Origin of the sequence: Sphingobacterium sp. UBA1897, from assembly GCF_002337775.1 — a bacterium.
Classification (GTDB): Bacteria; Bacteroidota; Bacteroidia; order Sphingobacteriales; family Sphingobacteriaceae; genus Sphingobacterium; species Sphingobacterium siyangense.
Genome location: NZ_DDGR01000022.1, coordinates 154,228 through 172,912, shown reverse-complemented (window position 1 = coordinate 172,912; position 18,685 = coordinate 154,228). Strand labels below are relative to the sequence as shown.

Genomic DNA, 18,685 nt, shown 5'->3' with positions numbered 1-18,685 from the left:
GGGCTTTTTCTTATTAATAACCTGGATTTTGAATTAGTTTAGTATTTCTATTTATCTCATCTCTGTGTATAGAGGTAAAATACATTTTGTCGTCCCAACTTCTATTTTCAATTCCTGGATCAATATTTGAAACAGCATAGGTATAGGTGTAATTCTCTGGATTATATTGGTAAAGAGTCACATTTTTACCAGCCTTAAGGGTTCCCGTGATATTTATAATGTTCGCCTTTCTGCCTAATGTCTCAGAAGCAATCATCCAACGCCTAGCGTCAAAAAAGCGATGTTCTTCGTAAGCTAGCTCAATCCGGCGCTCGTTTCTATAGCGTGCTTTTAATGCCATACCCGTTTCGCTTGTGGATATTGCGGGCATTCCTGCTCTGAATCGGATTTTATTTAACCATATTTTAGCTTCATTCTCTTCCCCTAATTCAATACATGCTTCTACATAGTTCAATATCGCTTCCGTATAGCGAAACATTGGCCAAGGAATACGTTGTCGTGTATTTTGATCTTCCATTGTAGGATCTGGATCTGTAAATTTACGAATATAATACCCCGTCCTCGAACCATTCCAGTCTTCAATTGGACTCTTTCTTGTATCGAGACCAAATTGAATAACCTTCTGTCCTTTCGCATTAATTACTTCGTATTGTCCAGTTTGAATTTGATTTGCCTTATCTCTTTCAGCAACATCTGCTGTCCTGGGCTTCCAATCTGCACCATCATATAAAATCGTTGCCTTTAAACGTGGGTCGCGGTTTTGATAGGGGCTTGCGGCCATAGAAGGATTGGACCAATCAAATTTTTGGCCATTACTAGTCTCATAGTCGTCTACCAATAGCTGAATCGGTGTATTTCCTGCCCAGTTATGATAACCATTTGGCCCGTTGTCACGTCCTACCCAACCACCTCGCTCGTCTTTTTCATCAATAAAGAATCGACCTAAAATTATATCTTTTCCAGCTGTAAAATCAACGGTCTTACTACCCCCTCCTAATGATACAGCCATATAGTTGGCCGTTCCCTCACTAGGTGACGCTGGTTGAGTCAAGTCTAACTTATAGGCGAATTCTGTATGATCCAATACGGCTTTTGCTGCAGTTTTTGCTTTAGTCCAGCGTTCCATTTGACTACCATTGGTATACATTAGATACTCGGGATTTTTATATGCTGCTAATAAGGTAGATTTTGCTTTTGCTTTACTTCCATCATGGAGGTCACTGGCAGCATATAATAGCACTCTTGACTTTAAGGCCAATACAGCGGTTTCATTTGCACGTCCCTTTGCCGATGAAATACCCTTTAGCAAAAGAGCTGCACTATCGAGATCTTTCACGATCGCATTGACACACTCCTCATAGCTGTTTCTTGGCACCATATAGTCTTTATCATTCAATGTATAGATCTTATTATCAATCGGTATACCTCCATAAAAACGTAACAGCTGTTGATAATAATACCCACGTAGGAAATACGCCTCGCCTAAAAGCTTGCCAGCCTTTGCTTTGTCAAACTTGGGTGAGCTTAAATTAGCAATGGCGATATTTGTTGCCCGTATACGCGTATACATACGTCCATATTCATAAGTATCCATTATATAGCCTTGATCAGCTGGATTTGATCGAGATTCGGTGACAGTATTTATCCCGCGATTAGGGTGTGTAAATAAAGCCTCATCTGTCATGGACGCCATTTCCTGTTCATAAAAGCCTCCTACTCCAAAGCCGTTATAGATTTCTGTCACGAAAGCCTCAGACAACCCAGCATCCGACCAAACAATCTCCTGTGGCACTTCACTGAGTGGCTTTGTACTTACAAAATCGTCATTACAAGCTTGTAATGAAGCAGAAAGTACAAATAGTATAAGTGATATATTCTTAATTTTTTTCATTTTTTTTTCTTAGTTAAGTTCTTGCGATAACAGCTGGTTAGAACGATAATAATGCGCCGACATTAATCAATCTCGCCTGCGGATAATATTGGCCCAACGCATTCACAGCTTCTGGATCGTACATTTTTATCTTACTCCAAGTAATGAGGTTCATCCCATTTGCATAGAGACGTAATGAATCAATACCAATTTTGCTACAAATACTTGAGGCTAAATTATACCCCAATTCTACGTTTTTCAACCTTAGATAATCTGTACTGCGCATCCAATAGGTGTTGTTATAGGAATAATATTGATTACCACGATCTGTCAAACGGGGGTATACACTGCTCGGGTTACTAATGCTCCAGCGTTTATCGTAGAACTCTTCTACAAAATTTCCGATAGAACCCGATTCATCCGTGCCTACACGTATCTCTCCACCTGTAGCTCCCTGAAATAGTACCGATAGATCAAAGTCTTTATAAGTTAAGCTAAAATTGAACCCGCCCTGGAACGTAGGATCACTATTTTTGTCACGTCTAACTTTATCATCTGGTGTTATTTTTCCATCACCATTGAAATCTTGATACTTCATGTCTCCTGGACGTAAAGTTTTTGTAATGGCGCTGTAATCCAACTTATTGTTGGCAATGTCTTCCATGTCACGGAATACGCCATCATAAACATAATAAATATCCGTTTTGATAGGTTTACCTGTGCTTTGTTGCCATGCTGGCGCGCCAGGAGCTTCATCCCAGAAGATAATTTTGTTTTTCGCATAACCACCATTGACACCTACAGTATAGCCCAAATCTCCCACTTTACCACGGTAACCTAAATTAAACTCCCAGCCCTTATTATCCACTTTACCAATATTTTCTGCTGGCAATGTCATCCCTGTACTTTGCGGTATGGAAGCATTTTTCCGCCATAGAATAGAATTGCGACGATTTTTAAAGATGTCAAACTCGAAATTTAACTTTCCTTGCAAAAACTGAAAATCAAATCCAAGATTATAATTATTGGCGACCTCCCAAGTAATCATTTCGTTCGGAACGCGGCTTTCATAAAGAGTCTTAGCTAGTTTATCGTTGACGATATAGGTTCCAAAAGAATAGGTTGAAAAATACTGATATTCTTGTAACTTGTCATCATAATAGATGTTGTCATTCCCCATCTGGCCATAGGAGGCACGTATCTTGAAATAATTAATTACAGGTACATTTTCCTTCCAGAAATTTTCTTCCGATACGACCCAGCCCGCCATAGCACCTGGGAAAAATCCAAATCTTTCACTTTCAGGGAACATATACGAGCCGTCATAACGCCACAGAAATTCCGCGATGTATTTACTTTTGTAATTATAGCCGAATCGACCAAAGTAATTTAACCTTGCTCTTTTCCATGCAGATCCGTCATTATTTTTTTCCTGTTCTCCACCCGCGAAAAGATAATCGATGGCATTTGAAAGAAAATAGCGACGATATGCACTAAATTTATCATTATCGATTGTTTCTCTGTTGATACCAGCAATAGCATTCACTTGATGGTCACCAAATTTTCGGTCAAAGCTCAAGATCCCTCCAAGCAAGATATTTAGCTGATCTTCATTACTTTGATTTAAATTTGGGTCGGCAGGACCGCGTCTTCCCGGAACCAGTTGTGGTGTAGTACCATCCGCTTCATAGGCCCCTTGCCAAGAATATAATGTCCAGGGTGTAACCCATGTTTTTTGATTTTTTACATATTTGTCAACAGAGGCATTCAATGTTAATTTAAGGCCATCTATCCATGGATTTGTAATCTCAACCTGCCCATTTGTTTGAAAATAGTAGCGTTTATCGTGATCGTAGCCTGTCGCATTAGTGGTAATTACCACCGGATTTTCGCCATTTTCGATATCTGGTCCTGGCATTCCATTGGGCCAAATTGCTGGTTGTGTCGGATTTCCCCGCATCAACATCCTAAAGACAGTACCAGCACTCTTAGTAGGGAAATTCCGATTTTCCTGTCTTCCTAAAACACCAAATTGTGTTTTGATATACTGGCTGATATTAGCATCTAGATTAATCCTTAAATCATATTGTTTATATCCTGTAGCCGAGTTCTTATAATAGGCATCTTGATTTTGATACCCCAGAGACATCAAGTATTTAACATCTTCAGTACCACCGTTGATCTGCAAATTATGACGTTGTTGGGGTGACCAATCTTTTAATGTCGCCTTATACCAGTCCGTATTCGGATGTCCCCAAGGATCTGATCCATCCTTGAACTTTTGGATATCTTGCGGTTTAAATGGCGCATCTAATACTCCGCCCCCCTGCTTATTGTAACTACCTTTATCATTGATAGCGGTGTAAGCCGCAGACCATTCTTCAACAGGTAGGTTATAAATCTCCAACTCATTACGGATCTCAGCAAATTGAGCTGCATTGGTCAATTTAGGTATTACAGTCGGCTGAGAATATCCCTGATTAAAAGTATAAGAAAACTGAGGCTTTCCTGTCTTTCCTCTTCTTGTCGTCACAAGGATAACCCCATTTGCTGCCCGGGCACCATAAATAGCAGCGGATGCATCCTTTAAAACCGAGATATTTTCTATATCGCGGGGATTGATCCGGTCGATTCCGCCTTCCCGTGCAGGAACCCCATCGATAACGACCAGAGGACTGCTATTTCCTAATGTATTCGTACCCCGTATTTTGATATTGGAACCATCGTATCCAGGCTCAGCGCTTCCATTGGTCGCTGTAACTCCCGGTACTCGTCCTGTTAATGCATTGGAAACGTTCAACGCCGGAGATTGAGCAAGGTCACTTCCCTTGACAGTAGCTACAGCACCTGTAACCGTTTCCTTACGTTGTTTCCCGTAACCAACAACAACGACTTCTTCGAGATTGGATTCCGAATTCAAAAGCGTGACATCTATCGCATGCCGTCCTTTAACAGATTCATCCATAGACTGCTTACCCACCATCCTAAAATTAATGATCGCATTCATAGGGACCTTATCCAACTTGTACTTACCTTGACTGTCGGTTTTTGTTACAAGGTTCGTTCCATTTACAGATACTGTTACTCCAGGAATAGGAATTCCTGTTTCATCATGTACAGTTCCGGAAACGCTTTGCTCCTGTTGAAAGAGAATTCCATAGCTTGCGAGGGTTGCAGCATCAACGATTTGAGGACTCAGGGCCACTAAAGAGCACAACGATCCAGTCCAAAACGCTCTCTTCCATTGATTTGAGAAATAATGGCAGTTAATCATAAAAACTGTTTAATTGTTTAAATTTTGTGTTTAATTAGTTATTTTTTTACTCCTTAAAGACATATCGGTTTAGGCGTCTTATCAGAAGTGGTTTATAATTGTTTATCTAACATGAAAATACGAAAATAAATATACAAAGCAAGTGTTAATTTTACACTATTTAACACTTTAACTTTAATAAGCTGAAAATAAATAGTTTGCAAAAATAAAAATGGTTCGCCTTATTTTTCGATCAGGTATAAAACAACCTTATTAGGATGATACCTTGTACAAAAACGCTAACTGCTCGTCTTTAAAAGAAATTTCTGACAGAAAAGTATACTCTAGTAAATCGAAAGTATATTATCAATTTTTTAAATAATAATATGCATCTTTATTCCTTATAATTAGATCTATAATTGATTGTTTTAAAACAACTATGTGTGTACAAACAATGGAGCTCAATACGGATCTATTAATAGCAAAGAAATAGTTATATCTACGAACAAAACTATGCACATAAAAATCAGGCAAGAAAAGTCAAGTGATCCAACTATTGTATTCGAACTGATCCGACTCGCTTTTGAAAACGAACAGTATAGCGATCATCAAGAGCACATTCTAGTAGAAAAACTGAGAAAGAGAGCGGAATTTATACCACAACTGTCCATGGTAGCAGAGGTTGAGGGAGAAATATTAGGCTACATCCTCCTGACAAAGGTGCAGATTATTGATAAAGAGAATCAAAAAGTTTTCGATTCTCTTGCCTTGGCTCCTGTCGCTGTGCTGCCTCTGTTTCAAGGAAAAGGAATTGGCGGAAAATTAATTCTTGGCGCCCATCAGATTGCAAAAAAATTGGGTTTTGGATCGGTAGTTGTGCTCGGACATGCAGACTATTATCCTAAATTTGGATATGTACCTGCATCAGTCTATGGTATAAAATTTCCATTTGATGTTCCTGATGAAAATTGTATGATAAAAGAACTGACAGACAATTCCTTAAAAGGTATACAGGGCACTGTCCATTATCCAGAAGAGTTTGGTGTTATTTCATAAACCAAACTCTTCATTATGATTTGATGCTAATTAACAATTCTATTTAATATTTAATCGGATAGTCTTGCATAAATTCAAACTGATAACCATCTTTTTTCAATGCATCTATTAAAGAAGACAACTCCTGCTGTCCCTTTTGCGTTTGAAACATATCATCATGCATCAAGAAAACAACATTATTAGGCACCATTGAGCTTTTATTGTTCATGTAATTCCGAATGTGTGACAAAGTAGACTCCTGGCTTTGTATAGGTGCACCAGTGATGCTATTAAGCCGCCACTCGACATCCCAACCATAAATTGTATATCCGTTCTTATGCAATAGATCGGCGGTACTGGATCCATTCTTAAGGTCGATCTTACGAACATCATCATATATCCAAATATTCCTGCCCGGAAGTCGAACGATCTTATGTTTTAGATTGAGATCTTTTTCATTCTTTTCAAAATCAGCAAATGCATTTTGGGGGTTATTATAAAATCGAGAATACTGATTGTTTGCATGTGTATAGCTATGATTATAACAGGCTATAAGCGGATTGGATTCATAACGGGCAAGATCGCGTTTCCTCCCTTTGCTCATATTAGCGTGCTTACCAATCAAGAATACACTCACTTTAATGTTTTTTTCTTTCGCAATAGAATCAATAAAGGCACTACCAATCAATGGTCCGTCATCGAAAGTCAGGTAGATATGTTTTGGATACGCATTAAATGCTTTCCGCAGGGAATCCTTAAGTTCACGTTTTTGTTGTTTGATCGGAACAGGATGCAAGCTATCTACTGTAAATTGAATCTGATTTTTCTGAAGTGAATCCCACCTATTTAACAAATGTGGTATTTTTTCCTTAACAACCAATTTTTCCGTAAGTGTGTCCTTCAGCTCGCCTTTTCCCAAGACTTTGTTTGAAAAATCCTTACATGCGGTTACACTAAACATTGTACTACAAATGAAAAGTACCACAAACAACCTACTACACTTCATATCAATCGCTATAACTTTAATGAATTTCTTTTTTCAAAATTACTACAAAAACCTATTTATTAACCATAAAATCTTACAAATCCCTACTTTCAGGGATAAGGTTAGTAACCTTCAACAATCCCGTATACCTCTTTTTATGGCTTCAGTTTTTATTATAAATCCGATATAAGAAACAATCGTGCCACTTTTTTCGACAGTTGGTCCTATTTCTTTTTAAAAAATAGTGCTTTGTTATATTCAAAATTCATGCGCGCTATATTCAAAACTGATATACCTTGTGGGCATTCCACCTCGCAGGCTTCTGTATTCGTGCAGTGACCAAATGACTCCAAATCCATTTGCTTCACCATATTTAAAACACGTTCACTGCGCTCTTCTTTTCCCTGTGGAAGCAAAGCCATATGGGTAATCTTTGCGGAGGTAAATAATGCAGCACTACCATTTTTACACGTTGCAACACAAGCACCACAACCAATACAGGCCGCTGAGTCAAATGCTGACTCAGCTAACTCATGAGAAATAGGGATCACTGTAGCATCTGGGGCTTGACCAGTATTGATGGATACAAATCCCCCAGAAGAAATAATTCGGTCAAATGCCGAACGGTCCACTTTCAAATCCTTTTTAACCTGAAATGCTGCTGATCGAAAAGGTTCGATAAGAATCGTATCATTATCTTTGAATGAACGTAAATGTAGCTGACAGGTGGTCGTATGCTTAAGAGGTCCATGTGCGATGCCATTGATCATCATACCGCATTGCCCACAGATCCCTTCACGACAATCATGGTCAAACTCTACAGGGTCGTCTCCATGCGTAATAAGCTGTTCATTCAGGGTATCCAACATCTCCAAAAACGACATATGTGGATTGAGATCTGTTAAGGTGTAAGTAACTAATTTTCCTGTAGCGTTGCGATCTTTTTGCCGCCATATTTTAAGGTGTAAATCCATAATCGTTCTATTTATTTATAGCTCCTTACAGTTGGTTGTATCTCTTCAAAAATTAATGGTTCCCGAATTAGCTCAGGTTCTTGCCCCTCTCCCTTCCAGGCCCAAGCGGAAATAAACTGGTATTCAGCGTCATTCCGTAATGCCTCCCCATCTGCAGTCTGATATTCCTCCCGGAAATGTGCCCCACAGGATTCGTTCCGCGTCAACGCATCATAACACATCAATTCTCCAATTTCAAAGTAATCGGCTACACGTCCAGCTTTTTCCAGTTCCGTATTTAAGGTATTGGCTTCACCACTAACAATAACATCTTTATAAAACTCTTGCTTCAACCTATTAATCTCCACAATAGCATGACGGAGGCCTTTCTCATTACGCGCGAGCCCACAATAGTCATAGAGTATTTTACCCAGTGTTTTATGAAAATAATCCACGGTTTTACTGCCTTTAATCTTTAAAAATCGATCAATTTGTGCACGAACACCTACCTCTGCACGTTCAAACTCAATATGGTCTGTAGAAATTTTTCCCGTGTGAATATCGTTTGCCAAATAATTTGCAATCGTATAGGGCGCAATAAAATAACCATCCACAGAGGCTTGGAGTAAGGAATTGGCACCCAATCTATTTGCACCGTGATCTGCAAAATTAGCTTCACCTAACGCAAATAAGCCCGGCAGGCTTGTCATCAGCTCATAATCTATCCATAATCCCCCCATTGAAAAATGCGCGGAAGGTGAAATCATCATCGGTTCTTTATAAGCATCATATCCCGTGATCTTTTCATACATATCGAACAGATTACCATATTTCTCTTGTATTTTTTGTTTCCCCTGTTCTCTAATAGCTTTCGCAAAATCAAGGTAAACAGCATTTTTAAGTGGACCAATCCCAAAGCCAGCATCAATCCGTTCTTTGGCCGCTCGAGATGAAATGTCCCTTGGAGCAAGATTACCAAATGCCGGATAACGACGTTCTAAATAGTAATCTCTCTCTTCCTCAGGAATAGCGTTTGGTTCCCGCTTCTCATCTTCTTTCAAGGGAACCCAAATCCTTCCGTCATTACGTAACGACTCTGACATTAGTGTTAATTTAGACTGATAATCGCCGGACTGCGGCAACGAAGTTGGATGAATCTGAATCCAGCTCGGGGAGGCCATTAATGCCCCCTTCTTGTGTGCCCGCCAAATGGCAGAGCCATTACAGCCCATTGCTAGTGTCGATAGATAATAAATTTTACCATACCCTCCGGTTGCCAATATAACGGTATGTGCAGCGTGTCGTTCAAGCTCCCCTGTATCAAGATTTCGAACAATAACGCCTCGGGCCTTTCCATCTATTACGACGATGTCGAGCATTTCATGTCTGGAGAAAAGCTGTACGGCACCTTTGCCGACCTGACGCATAAGTGCCTGATACGCTCCCAAAAGAAGCTGCTGTCCAGTTTGACCTCTCGCATAGAATGTACGACTTACCTGTACACCTCCAAAAGATCGATTGTTCAGATAGCCTCCATATTCACGACCGAAAGGAACACCCTGTGCAACTGCCTGGTCGATTAAATTGAGCGAACATTCGGCCATACGATAGACATTGGCCTCACGGGCACGAAAATCACCGCCCTTTAGCGTATCAACAAACATACGATAAACACTGTCCCCGTCATTTTTATAATTTTTTGCAGCATTTACACCACCTTGAGCAGCCACAGAATGTGCCCTTCTCGGACTATCCTGAAAGCAGAAGGATTTTACCTGGTATCCCATCTCCCCAAGAGAAGCCGCGATGGAGCTACCTGCCAGTCCGGTTCCGATAACGATAACATCCAGTTTTTTACGATTTGCAGGATTAACAAGCTTGGCAGTCTTTTTATAACGGGTCCATTTTTGATCCAATGGTCCATCCGGTATTTTTGAATTTAATGTCATAACTTCTCCCCCTTATTTAACTGTAAAAAATATATAAATAGGCATCAAAGCAAAACCAATGCTGATGATGACCGAATAGCTGATACCAATAATCTTAAACCATTTAACAAATTTGGGATGGAATAAGCCTAAAGTTCGAATCGCACTATGAATCCCATGAATAAGATGATAACACAAGGCAACCATCGATAAAACGTAAATAAGAACATACCACCATTGCTGAAAAACCTCGATTACAAGTACATATAAATCCTTGTTACCGCGTTCATCAAGTGGAGGAGCGCCAAATTTGTACACGTACCAAAAATTCTGGAAATGGATAACTAAAAAAATGAGGATCAGGGTCCCTAAAATCCCCATATTGCGCGAATACCACTTACTTGCTCTTCCCCGATGATCTGAAACATAGTGGGCACCGGTCTTTTTATTCTTTACGGTGATGATCAATCCGTCCAACGCATGCAAAATAATGCTGGCATAGAGTACGTAAGAAATAATTTTGATCAAGATATTGCCTGCCAAAAAATGGGAGTAGGCATTAAATTGTAGATGTGCTTGTTCCTGCGGTAAGAATAGCTGTAAGTTCCCTAGAAAGTGAATCAGTAAAAAGAACGCTAAAAATAAACCCGTCAGACACATAAGCATCTTCTTTGACAATGTAGATAACATAATAAGATCTTAATTTTAATAATAGCCTATAACCTTCATCCACAATCCACCAACGCCCATATAAATCACCAATAACACGATACCAATTTCCAGTCCACGCAGCCACCATGATTTTAAATCGACATATCCGCTTCCAAAAAATACCGGTGCAGGACCGTGGCCATAATGTGTCAAAACACCATAGATGGAACCCAAGAATCCAAGCATCATTGCAAGCAGCATTGGCGGAATACCCAAAGAAACACCAACCCCCAACAAGGCCGCATACATAGCCGCAACATGGGCGGTAGCACTCGCAAAAATGTAGTGACTAAAGAAATAAACAAGAATGATTACCGGAAAGGCTATTTGCCAACTTAAATCACCAATCTGTACTTTGATCAGGTCGCTAAACCAGCCGATAAAGCCAAGCTCATTTAAGGAACTGGCCATCATAACCAAAACAGCAAACCAAACAATCGTATCCCATGCTCCTTTTTCGGCTTTAACATCCTCCCAGGTCAATACAGAGGTCAGTAAAAGTAGTGTCAAACCGATGAAGGCTGTGGTTGTCGCATCAATTGAAAAAGAACCACCAAAAATCCATAATGCCAATAAGATAAAGAACGCCAAAAGCATTAACCATTCATTCCTGGAAATTGGTCCCATCTCTTTTAATTTCTGCGCCGCCATCTTAGGTGCATCACCTGTTTTTTTCAATTCAGGTGGATATAACTTATAAAGAACAAGCGGTACTACAAAAAATGCGACAATACCGGGTATAAATCCAGCAATCGCCCAGGACATCCAGGTAATATCAATTCCTAGGTTCGCAGCAAATTTTTGACACATTGGATTACTGGCCGTTCCCGTCAAAAACATCGAAGAAGCAATTAGATTCATATAATAACTATTTAAAGTTAGATAGGATCCCAATTTTCGATGTGTCTCTGGCTTATCTGGAACAGAATCAAAACTAATTGCCATCGATTTCATGATGGGATAAATAATCCCTCCCCCTCGGGCTGTATTACTGGGAATAGCCGGAGCCAAACAAACATCCGCCAAGCCCAATCCATAAGCAAGTCCTAATGAACTCTTTCCAAAAACTCGAATAAAAAGAAAGGCAATTCGATTTCCCAGTCCTGTTTTAATAAAACCCCGGGCAATGAAAAAGGAGATACCAATCAACCAAATTACCTTATCTCCGAAACCCGTCAAAGCTTTAGTAATCGACTTACCCGCATCTCCAGGGGCTAATACTTGTGTCAGGGCCGTAAACGCGATGGCCATCATACACATGGTACCCATAGGAGCTGCTTTTAAAATAATCCCAAGAATGGTTGCGGCGAAAATTGCAAATAAATGCCAGGCTTCTGGACTGACGCCTTTCGGTATTGGGATAAACCATAAAATGAGTGCTACTAGAAAAGTAATGGCAACATTTTTAATACTGATTTCTTTCATGATAAACGTAGTTTAATAGATTAGAATCGACTTTGTACTTGAACAATAAATAAATTTTTGTTGAATTCGCTGGTATTCTCAGTCTGCTTTTTATATCGGTCCAATTGAAGTCCCAACTGTATCCTTGCACCATAATTTTTTAAAAATTCCAAACCAAACATCGGTGTATATGTTTGTCGCGCATTTGCATTGAGTTTGTAATTTGGGTCAATATACTCATATCGACAAGATAGCTCGAAAGCACTTAAATTGAAATAATTTACTTCATATCTTAAGTTGGGTAGAAAATAGATACCGCGGACCAAATAGTCACTCAACTTGGATGTTCGCGCACTTTCTTCCAAAGAATAATACAGGTTATGATTGATCGCCTGTTTTGCTTCCAGTTGCATATCAAGATTCCATCGTTTGCCAAAACTAACATTACCCGTTAGATCTACCCCCAATGCATGTACCTGTTTCTTCATCACATCGCCAACGCCACCATTAAGCCCTAAATTAACACCGTACTTCTTTGAAAGTCCAAAAACAAGACGAGTGGCATATTGCTTACCATTATCGTTATCAACAACTTGATTCTTCCCGTTCCCATTCACCACAGATAAGGAATAACTAAAGGGCATATCACCTAACGTAGTCTCGCCTGTCGCAGCAACCCCGATTTGAAAACTTGCCCAACCTAATTTACCGAATTCAAGATACTGGTTCGACCAGTCCAAAGATTTGATGATGTCAATAGGATAAGTTTCCTCGATGCCAAACCAAGGACGAAATTGGCCCACTGTGATTGCCAATTTGGGACTAAATGTATATTTCAAGTAGGCATTTTCGAGCACTTTTGTTTTGGGATCACTTTTGAAATCTGCGAGGTTAGCTAATACGGCAACTTCAGTACGCTTACTAATTTGAGCGCGCATCTGTACCCGCATATATTTCACCATAAAATTGTTATCCGTACCTGAACCATCACTGTGATGTAGCCCATTGACATCAACATCTTTTGTCGCACTAACAAGGTAACGGGCCTGAAACAAACCTTTCACCTGAAGCTTGGGATAAGTCGTGTCATCTTTTTTTTGTTGCACAGAATCAACTTTATTTTCTTGTACAGTACCTGGTTCTTGCCCTTTGACCAAGGTATGGCTCAATAAACATGCAATTGAAATTGGAATGTAGCGTTTCTTCATACTTAAACAATTTTATTCTTAGCCAGTAGCCCAGCTCACTTCTCATTGTTAATAATCTTGTCGTTTAAATCTAATGTTGTATTATCAACACATAGCTTTAAAAAATGTTTTGTTATTCTAATAAAATTTAATAACTGTAAGAAAATCAAACTGATTAAAAAAAGATCAGGTATAAATTCCACGTTTTTATGTAATTTCACAAGCGAATTTCAATACAATCTAAATTTAAAACCTATAGATTGATCTTTTTATGAATTTTGAACTTCATAAAAAAACTTCATCATTTAAATATGTAATACATTTTAGAATCGATAAATATATTATGAAAGAAAAACTAATCAGAACATGCTTTATTGGCCTTGCGCTCCTTTTGATCCAAAGCTTTTCAGTATCAAGCGTTCAGGCTACAGACAAAGAAAAACCCGCTATGTTTTGGACCTGGCTAGATTACAACGCCAAAACAAACTTTGATTCTATTTGCCGTGAGATGAATTATCTAGGTATCGATGGCGTGATGTTAAATGCTGCTAGTCCAGATGAGTATCGTGTAGCGATTCCTATTGCAAAAAAATACGGAATCCAGGTTATAGCCTGGCTTTGGACGATGAATCTGGAACACGACAGAGATAAAATACTTAAAGAGCATCCAGATTGGTTCAGTGTCAATCGCAATGGAAAAAGTCTCGCAGATACCACTGCATACGTTGGTTATTATAAATTTTTATCGCCTGTAGTACCAGGAGTAAAAGAATATATCAAAAAGAAAATTGAATCCTATTGTGAAGTTGAGGGATTGGAGGGTATCTCTATTGACTACAATCGTTATGTGGATGTTGTCCTCCCCACAACCCTTTGGCCTAAATACAATATTGTCCAAGATCGCGAGTATCCCGCTTGGGATTACGGATACCATCCCATTGCTATAGAAAAATTTAAAAAACAACATGGCTATGACCCTCGTGCACAAAAAGATCCATCGAAAGATCTCAAATGGCGCCAATTTCGTTGCGATCAGATAACAGATATCGCCAATATGATTGCAGAAATTGTTCATTCTCATGGCAAAACAATGGCGGCATCCCCTTTCCCGACCCCCAAAATGGCTTCACGTATGGTACGTCAAGATTGGGGTAAGTGGAATTTAGATGTTGTTTTTCCGATGGTGTACAGCAATTTTTATACAGAAGATCCAAGCTTTATTAGCGATTGTACCTTAGAAAATGTGCGCGACAAAGGTGCAAATACGACCCTATATTGTGGGTTGATGGCTAAAAATAATGAGGAAATATTTACCGATATGGATGAAGCGCTAAATAATGGTGCGCAGGGAATTTCTATTTTTACCATCCATAGCTTAAAAGATCCTCAAATCAAGGAAAAATTCAGAGCCTATACAGCTGCTGCGAAAGCGAGAAAAGCTCAAAATAATGGAACTTTAACACGCTTGGCACACGTGAAAATTGAAAATAATCCCTTCAAAAAAGAAGGAATCATGAAATTAATCAACCAAAAGATACAAGATTTGGTCCGTTCAGAAAACCCTGCTGCGAGCCCGATAGCATTATCAAAATATAAAAAAATAGATGCATATGATGTGACTCAAAAATACCTGGTTACTGATAAAGTGAGCAAAAAGAATTTTTACGTCACCTTCTTTTTCTATGGCGGTATACTTTCCGGTTGGAATGTTGATCCAGCTCCAAATGCAGCCTAAGGGATGACCTACTAGGAAGAGGTGCTAAAATGTTATCTATTTAGCACCTCTTTTCTTTTTAATACACTGTTCCCTATCTTTGGAACGAACAAATAATTAAAAAATGAGAAAAAATGTTAGGTTGGTAGCCTGTGTTATAGGCTTGATATGTTGTGGATCAATTCCTGTCGCCTTTGCTCAAAATAGCATTCAAAATCAGCAGGGTGCTAAAACCGCGATTATTGATAAAGCATTATTGGATAAAATATTGGATAAAAATAGACAGTCATTCAAAGAAGGTAAAGTGGCCGATTATATTCCGGAATTGGGTAAAGCCAACGCATCGTCCATTGCTCTTTCGGTTGTAAATAGTGATGGAACAATCGTTAGTATCGGAGATGTGCAACAAAGATTTACAATTCAGAGTATTTCAAAAATTGTTTCATTAATGGTCGCTGTATTGGAAAACGGAGAACGAAATATTTTTGATAAAATGGGGTACTTTGGTACAGACAAACCTTTCAATCATTTTGCGAATTTGGAAACATCGGGTAAACCGCTCAATCCAATGATGAACGCTGGCGCCATTTTAACGACATCGCTTATTAAAGGAACAGGTGAGGAACCTTTTCTTAAAATACTCAATATGATTCGTTTTATAACAAATAATGAAAAGATTGATTATAGTAAATCCGTATATAATTCGGAACGGGAGACTGGAAATCGAAACAGAGGTATGTTCTATCTGATGCGCAACAATGGACTCATTGATGGTGAAGGTGAAGATAAACTAAATAATTATTTTAAGCAGTGCTCAATTGAGATAACCGCAGAGGATCTAGCTAAAATAGGTTTCTTTTTTGCCAATCATTGCGTGCGCTATGATGGAAATAAGCAATACAATAATCCAAGTCTATCTCAGCTAGTTCAATCACAAATGCTCATTGCAGGAATGTACGAATTTAGCGGCGAATATGCCAGAACTGTGGGACTTCCAAGTAAATCGGGCGTTGGTGGCGGAATCGCAGTAAGTGTACCGAATAAAATGGGTATAGGAGCCTATAGTCCAGCCTTGGATCAACACGGTAACTCGGTAGCCGCTTATCGCATGATATTAGATTTGGTGAAAGAGAAATCACTGAGCCTCTTTTATTAACCTTAGTAAATTCTAGTTAACTATAACATGATACGGACAGAACCAATCATCGCAGTGGATAACGTTCCCAAAAGCTCACAATTCTACCAAAAGCTTTTAGGCTGTGCGAGTCAACATGGAGGAGAAACATTTGAAATTCTCACGGATAACGGAACTGTTATTCTCTGTTTACACAAATGGGGTGAACATGATCACCCTACTATGCGGAATCAAATACATGCAGGGAATGGATTCATATTATTCTTTAGGGTAGATAATTTAAAGCAAATTTTCGAAAACGCTACTTTGCTAAATGCAGTCATAGAGAAAGATATACATTACAATGAGAATTCTTTGAAGGATCAATTTATCCTACGTGACCCCGACAATTATTACCTAATTGTATCAGCCTAGTCAGATTTATTTGTTTGTCGATCGCATGTTTGATTGTATTCATCAGTTAAAAAAGTCCGTTCTTAAACCAGTTTAACTTTTGTGTTGAATGTTTGATGCAACTTTGTCTTATCAAAATTTAAAACAATGACCACACGATTTAATATTGCAAAAGTAGATGCAACCGCCTATAAGGCGATGATGGGATTGGAAACATATCTCAACGATATTTTTTTAAATCCTATTCAAAAGGAACTCATAAAAATACGTGCTTCACAGATCAATGGCTGTGCCTTTTGCTTAGATATGCACACAAAGGATGCGCTGAAGTATGGTGAAACTCCACAAAGGATATTTTTATTAAATGCCTGGCGGGAAACGGATCTATTCACCAAGGAAGAACAGATATTGTTGGAGATGACAGAAGAGATCACATTGATACATCAAAAGGGATTGACAGAAAGCACTTTTCAAAAAGCAAAAGAAATATTTGAAGAAAAGGAGATTGCACAGATTATTATGGCAATTATTACCATAAATGCGTGGAATAGAATTGGCATCAGCACGCATTTGGAACTATTAAAGTAGTTTTAGGCGCTTTCGCAAAAAAGCCTTGTCCAATATTGGACAAGGCTTTTTCATTTACAAATAATTTCCTTTTATTTTCCTGTTAAAATCCCAATTATCATTTATCTTTATTAGGAAAACCTATATAAATACATGATTATGAAAATTATAAAAAAAATCCTAATTGTTTTAGCGATCATCATCGCTATCCCATTAATTACAGCGATCTTCGTCAGTAAAGACTTCTCGGCCCAAAGTGAGATCACGATCGATAAGCCAAAGCAGGAAGTGTTCAACTATGTAAAAATGCTTAAGAACCAAGATAACTTTGGTGTATGGCAACTCTCAGATCCCCAAATGAAAAAAACTGAACAGGGTGTAGATGGTCAAGTTGGCTATAAATCCAGCTGGGATGGTAAGAAAGTTGGTAAAGGTTCACAGACTATTACAAAAATAGTCGATGGCGAAACGATCGAAACATCCCTCGATTTCGGCATGGGTGAACCAGCCAAGGGTTATTTCATCTTAAAAGAGATCTCGCCTAATCAAACCTCAGTGACTTGGGGTATTTCAGGAAAATCGCCCTATCCATGGAACTTTATGAATTTATTCATGAATATGAACAAAGATTTCGATCAAGGGCTGAAGAATCTAAAAAATAGACTAAAATAGAGACTATACAAAAGTAAAAAACGGTGGTTAAAATAAACTTTACTTTAACCACCGTTTCTTATTTTTAAAATGAACAAAATTTATCTTCTGCGCATTAAAATTCGTAGAATATACCAAAACAGCAACATTATTGATGAAAATAGCTGTAGGGCCGCCCCAACGTATTGTTCGTTGCCGTAACTATACTTCAGATTTTGAGTTTGGTAGAGTATGCTTCCGGAAGCAAGTGCAATCATTGCAACCGAGAACCATAATCCAAGTTCAAAACCAAAAATAGCTCCAGCGACAATTGCCCCCAAGGACAAGACCCCCCCAATTACCAGGATATTCCTGAGAAATGAAAAATCTTTATTGGATACAAATGCAACGACAGTAAGCCCAGTAAACAATGCCAAAGTCATTATACTTGCTTGATAAATGACACTAATTCCTTCGGTCATAAACACCGCCATAAAAATCATTGGGAGGAAGATGATCGCTTCCAGTACAATATAGAAAGCTAGTCCTAGATATTGGGTTTGACGGCTTTGCGAAAGTGTCCATCTTGATGAAAGTGTGGACCCTAACCAAAAACATCCCAATAAGAATAACCAAATAAATTTTCCGCTAACCATCCAAACGATAAAATCATAAGGGATCAATTTGATCAGCAAAGTTTCCAAAACGATAAATGCTAAAATCGAAAGCGCAACATGAAGATAGGTTTTTTTATAAAACACTCCCCTTTCAGCGTCATCATTGATAAGAATGTACTCTTGTGATTCCATAAAACAAATACGATTGATTAAATAACGATTAAAAATAAGCATTAATTCTATTTCCACAAGAAAGAAGTTTGCATAGGCTTATAAAAAAAGAACCCCGCCTAGCGGGGTCCA

The 18,685-nt window shown here is 38.7% G+C and carries 15 protein-coding genes; 6 read left to right on the top strand and 9 right to left on the bottom strand.

Annotated features, from left to right (window positions below):
* Positions 1-13: 13 nt before the first annotated feature.
* Both B4N43_RS13375 and B4N43_RS13370 read right to left on the bottom strand, forming a co-directional pair.
* A complete protein-coding gene (locus B4N43_RS13375) occupies positions 14-1,891 on the bottom strand; it encodes a RagB/SusD family nutrient uptake outer membrane protein (protein ID WP_286735277.1) in 1,878 nt (625 codons plus the stop codon).
* A gap of 37 nt (positions 1,892-1,928) precedes the next feature.
* Positions 1,929-5,144 carry a SusC/RagA family TonB-linked outer membrane protein gene (locus B4N43_RS13370; RefSeq protein WP_286735276.1) on the bottom strand — a complete coding sequence of 1,072 codons (3,216 nt, stop codon included), beginning with the start codon at positions 5,142-5,144 and terminating at the stop codon, positions 1,929-1,931.
* A gap of 492 nt (positions 5,145-5,636) precedes the next feature.
* Between B4N43_RS13370 and B4N43_RS13365 the strand changes: the two genes are divergently transcribed.
* Complete coding sequence (locus B4N43_RS13365) at positions 5,637-6,179, top strand: GNAT family N-acetyltransferase (RefSeq protein WP_286735275.1); 543 nt, start codon at positions 5,637-5,639, stop codon at positions 6,177-6,179.
* Positions 6,180-6,222: 43 nt separating this feature from the next.
* On the opposite strand, the gene B4N43_RS13360 is transcribed toward B4N43_RS13365, so the two are convergent.
* From B4N43_RS13360 to B4N43_RS13335, 6 genes are all read right to left on the bottom strand, one after another.
* Positions 6,223-7,119, bottom strand: coding sequence for a polysaccharide deacetylase family protein (locus B4N43_RS13360; RefSeq protein ID WP_286735273.1), 897 nt, complete (start codon positions 7,117-7,119; stop codon positions 6,223-6,225).
* A 248-nt stretch (positions 7,120-7,367) separates the two neighbouring features.
* Positions 7,368-8,117, bottom strand: coding sequence for a succinate dehydrogenase/fumarate reductase iron-sulfur subunit (locus tag B4N43_RS13355; RefSeq protein WP_075992650.1), 750 nt, complete (start codon positions 8,115-8,117; stop codon positions 7,368-7,370).
* A gap of 11 nt (positions 8,118-8,128) precedes the next feature.
* Positions 8,129-10,045 (bottom strand): fumarate reductase/succinate dehydrogenase flavoprotein subunit, encoded by a 1,917-nt coding sequence (locus B4N43_RS13350; protein ID WP_075992651.1) that lies wholly within the window; start codon positions 10,043-10,045, stop codon positions 8,129-8,131.
* Between the two features lie 12 nt (positions 10,046-10,057).
* Positions 10,058-10,714, bottom strand: a complete 657-nt coding sequence (locus B4N43_RS13345) for a succinate dehydrogenase cytochrome b subunit (protein ID WP_075992652.1) — start codon at positions 10,712-10,714, stop codon at positions 10,058-10,060.
* A 15-nt stretch (positions 10,715-10,729) separates the two neighbouring features.
* Positions 10,730-12,160, bottom strand: coding sequence for an anion permease (locus B4N43_RS13340; RefSeq protein ID WP_075992653.1), 1,431 nt, complete (start codon positions 12,158-12,160; stop codon positions 10,730-10,732).
* Between the two features lie 20 nt (positions 12,161-12,180).
* Complete coding sequence (locus B4N43_RS13335; protein WP_153847323.1) at positions 12,181-13,347, bottom strand: porin; 1,167 nt, start codon at positions 13,345-13,347, stop codon at positions 12,181-12,183.
* Positions 13,348-13,669: 322 nt separating this feature from the next.
* Between B4N43_RS13335 and B4N43_RS13330 the strand changes: the two genes are divergently transcribed.
* The 5 genes from B4N43_RS13330 (at position 13,670) to B4N43_RS13310 (ending at position 17,807) form a co-directional block, all read left to right on the top strand.
* Positions 13,670-15,061, top strand: a complete 1,392-nt coding sequence (locus B4N43_RS13330; RefSeq protein ID WP_248931719.1) for a hypothetical protein — start codon at positions 13,670-13,672, stop codon at positions 15,059-15,061.
* Positions 15,062-15,164: 103 nt separating this feature from the next.
* Positions 15,165-16,196: a glutaminase A gene (gene glsA, locus B4N43_RS13325; RefSeq protein WP_248931720.1), complete on the top strand. Its 1,032-nt coding sequence runs from the start codon at positions 15,165-15,167 to the stop codon at positions 16,194-16,196.
* A 27-nt stretch (positions 16,197-16,223) separates the two neighbouring features.
* Complete coding sequence (locus tag B4N43_RS13320) at positions 16,224-16,589, top strand: VOC family protein (protein WP_075992655.1); 366 nt, start codon at positions 16,224-16,226, stop codon at positions 16,587-16,589.
* Positions 16,590-16,715: 126 nt separating this feature from the next.
* Positions 16,716-17,156 (top strand): carboxymuconolactone decarboxylase family protein, encoded by a 441-nt coding sequence (locus B4N43_RS13315; protein WP_075992656.1) that lies wholly within the window; start codon positions 16,716-16,718, stop codon positions 17,154-17,156.
* A gap of 138 nt (positions 17,157-17,294) precedes the next feature.
* Positions 17,295-17,807, top strand: coding sequence for an SRPBCC family protein (locus tag B4N43_RS13310; RefSeq protein WP_153847327.1), 513 nt, complete (start codon positions 17,295-17,297; stop codon positions 17,805-17,807).
* Between the two features lie 80 nt (positions 17,808-17,887).
* Here the strand turns inward: B4N43_RS13310 and B4N43_RS13305 are convergent, their stop codons facing one another.
* Entirely contained in the window at positions 17,888-18,574 is a 687-nt protein-coding gene (locus tag B4N43_RS13305) for a Bax inhibitor-1/YccA family protein (RefSeq protein WP_286735267.1), read from the bottom strand.
* Positions 18,575-18,685 lie beyond the last annotated feature (111 nt).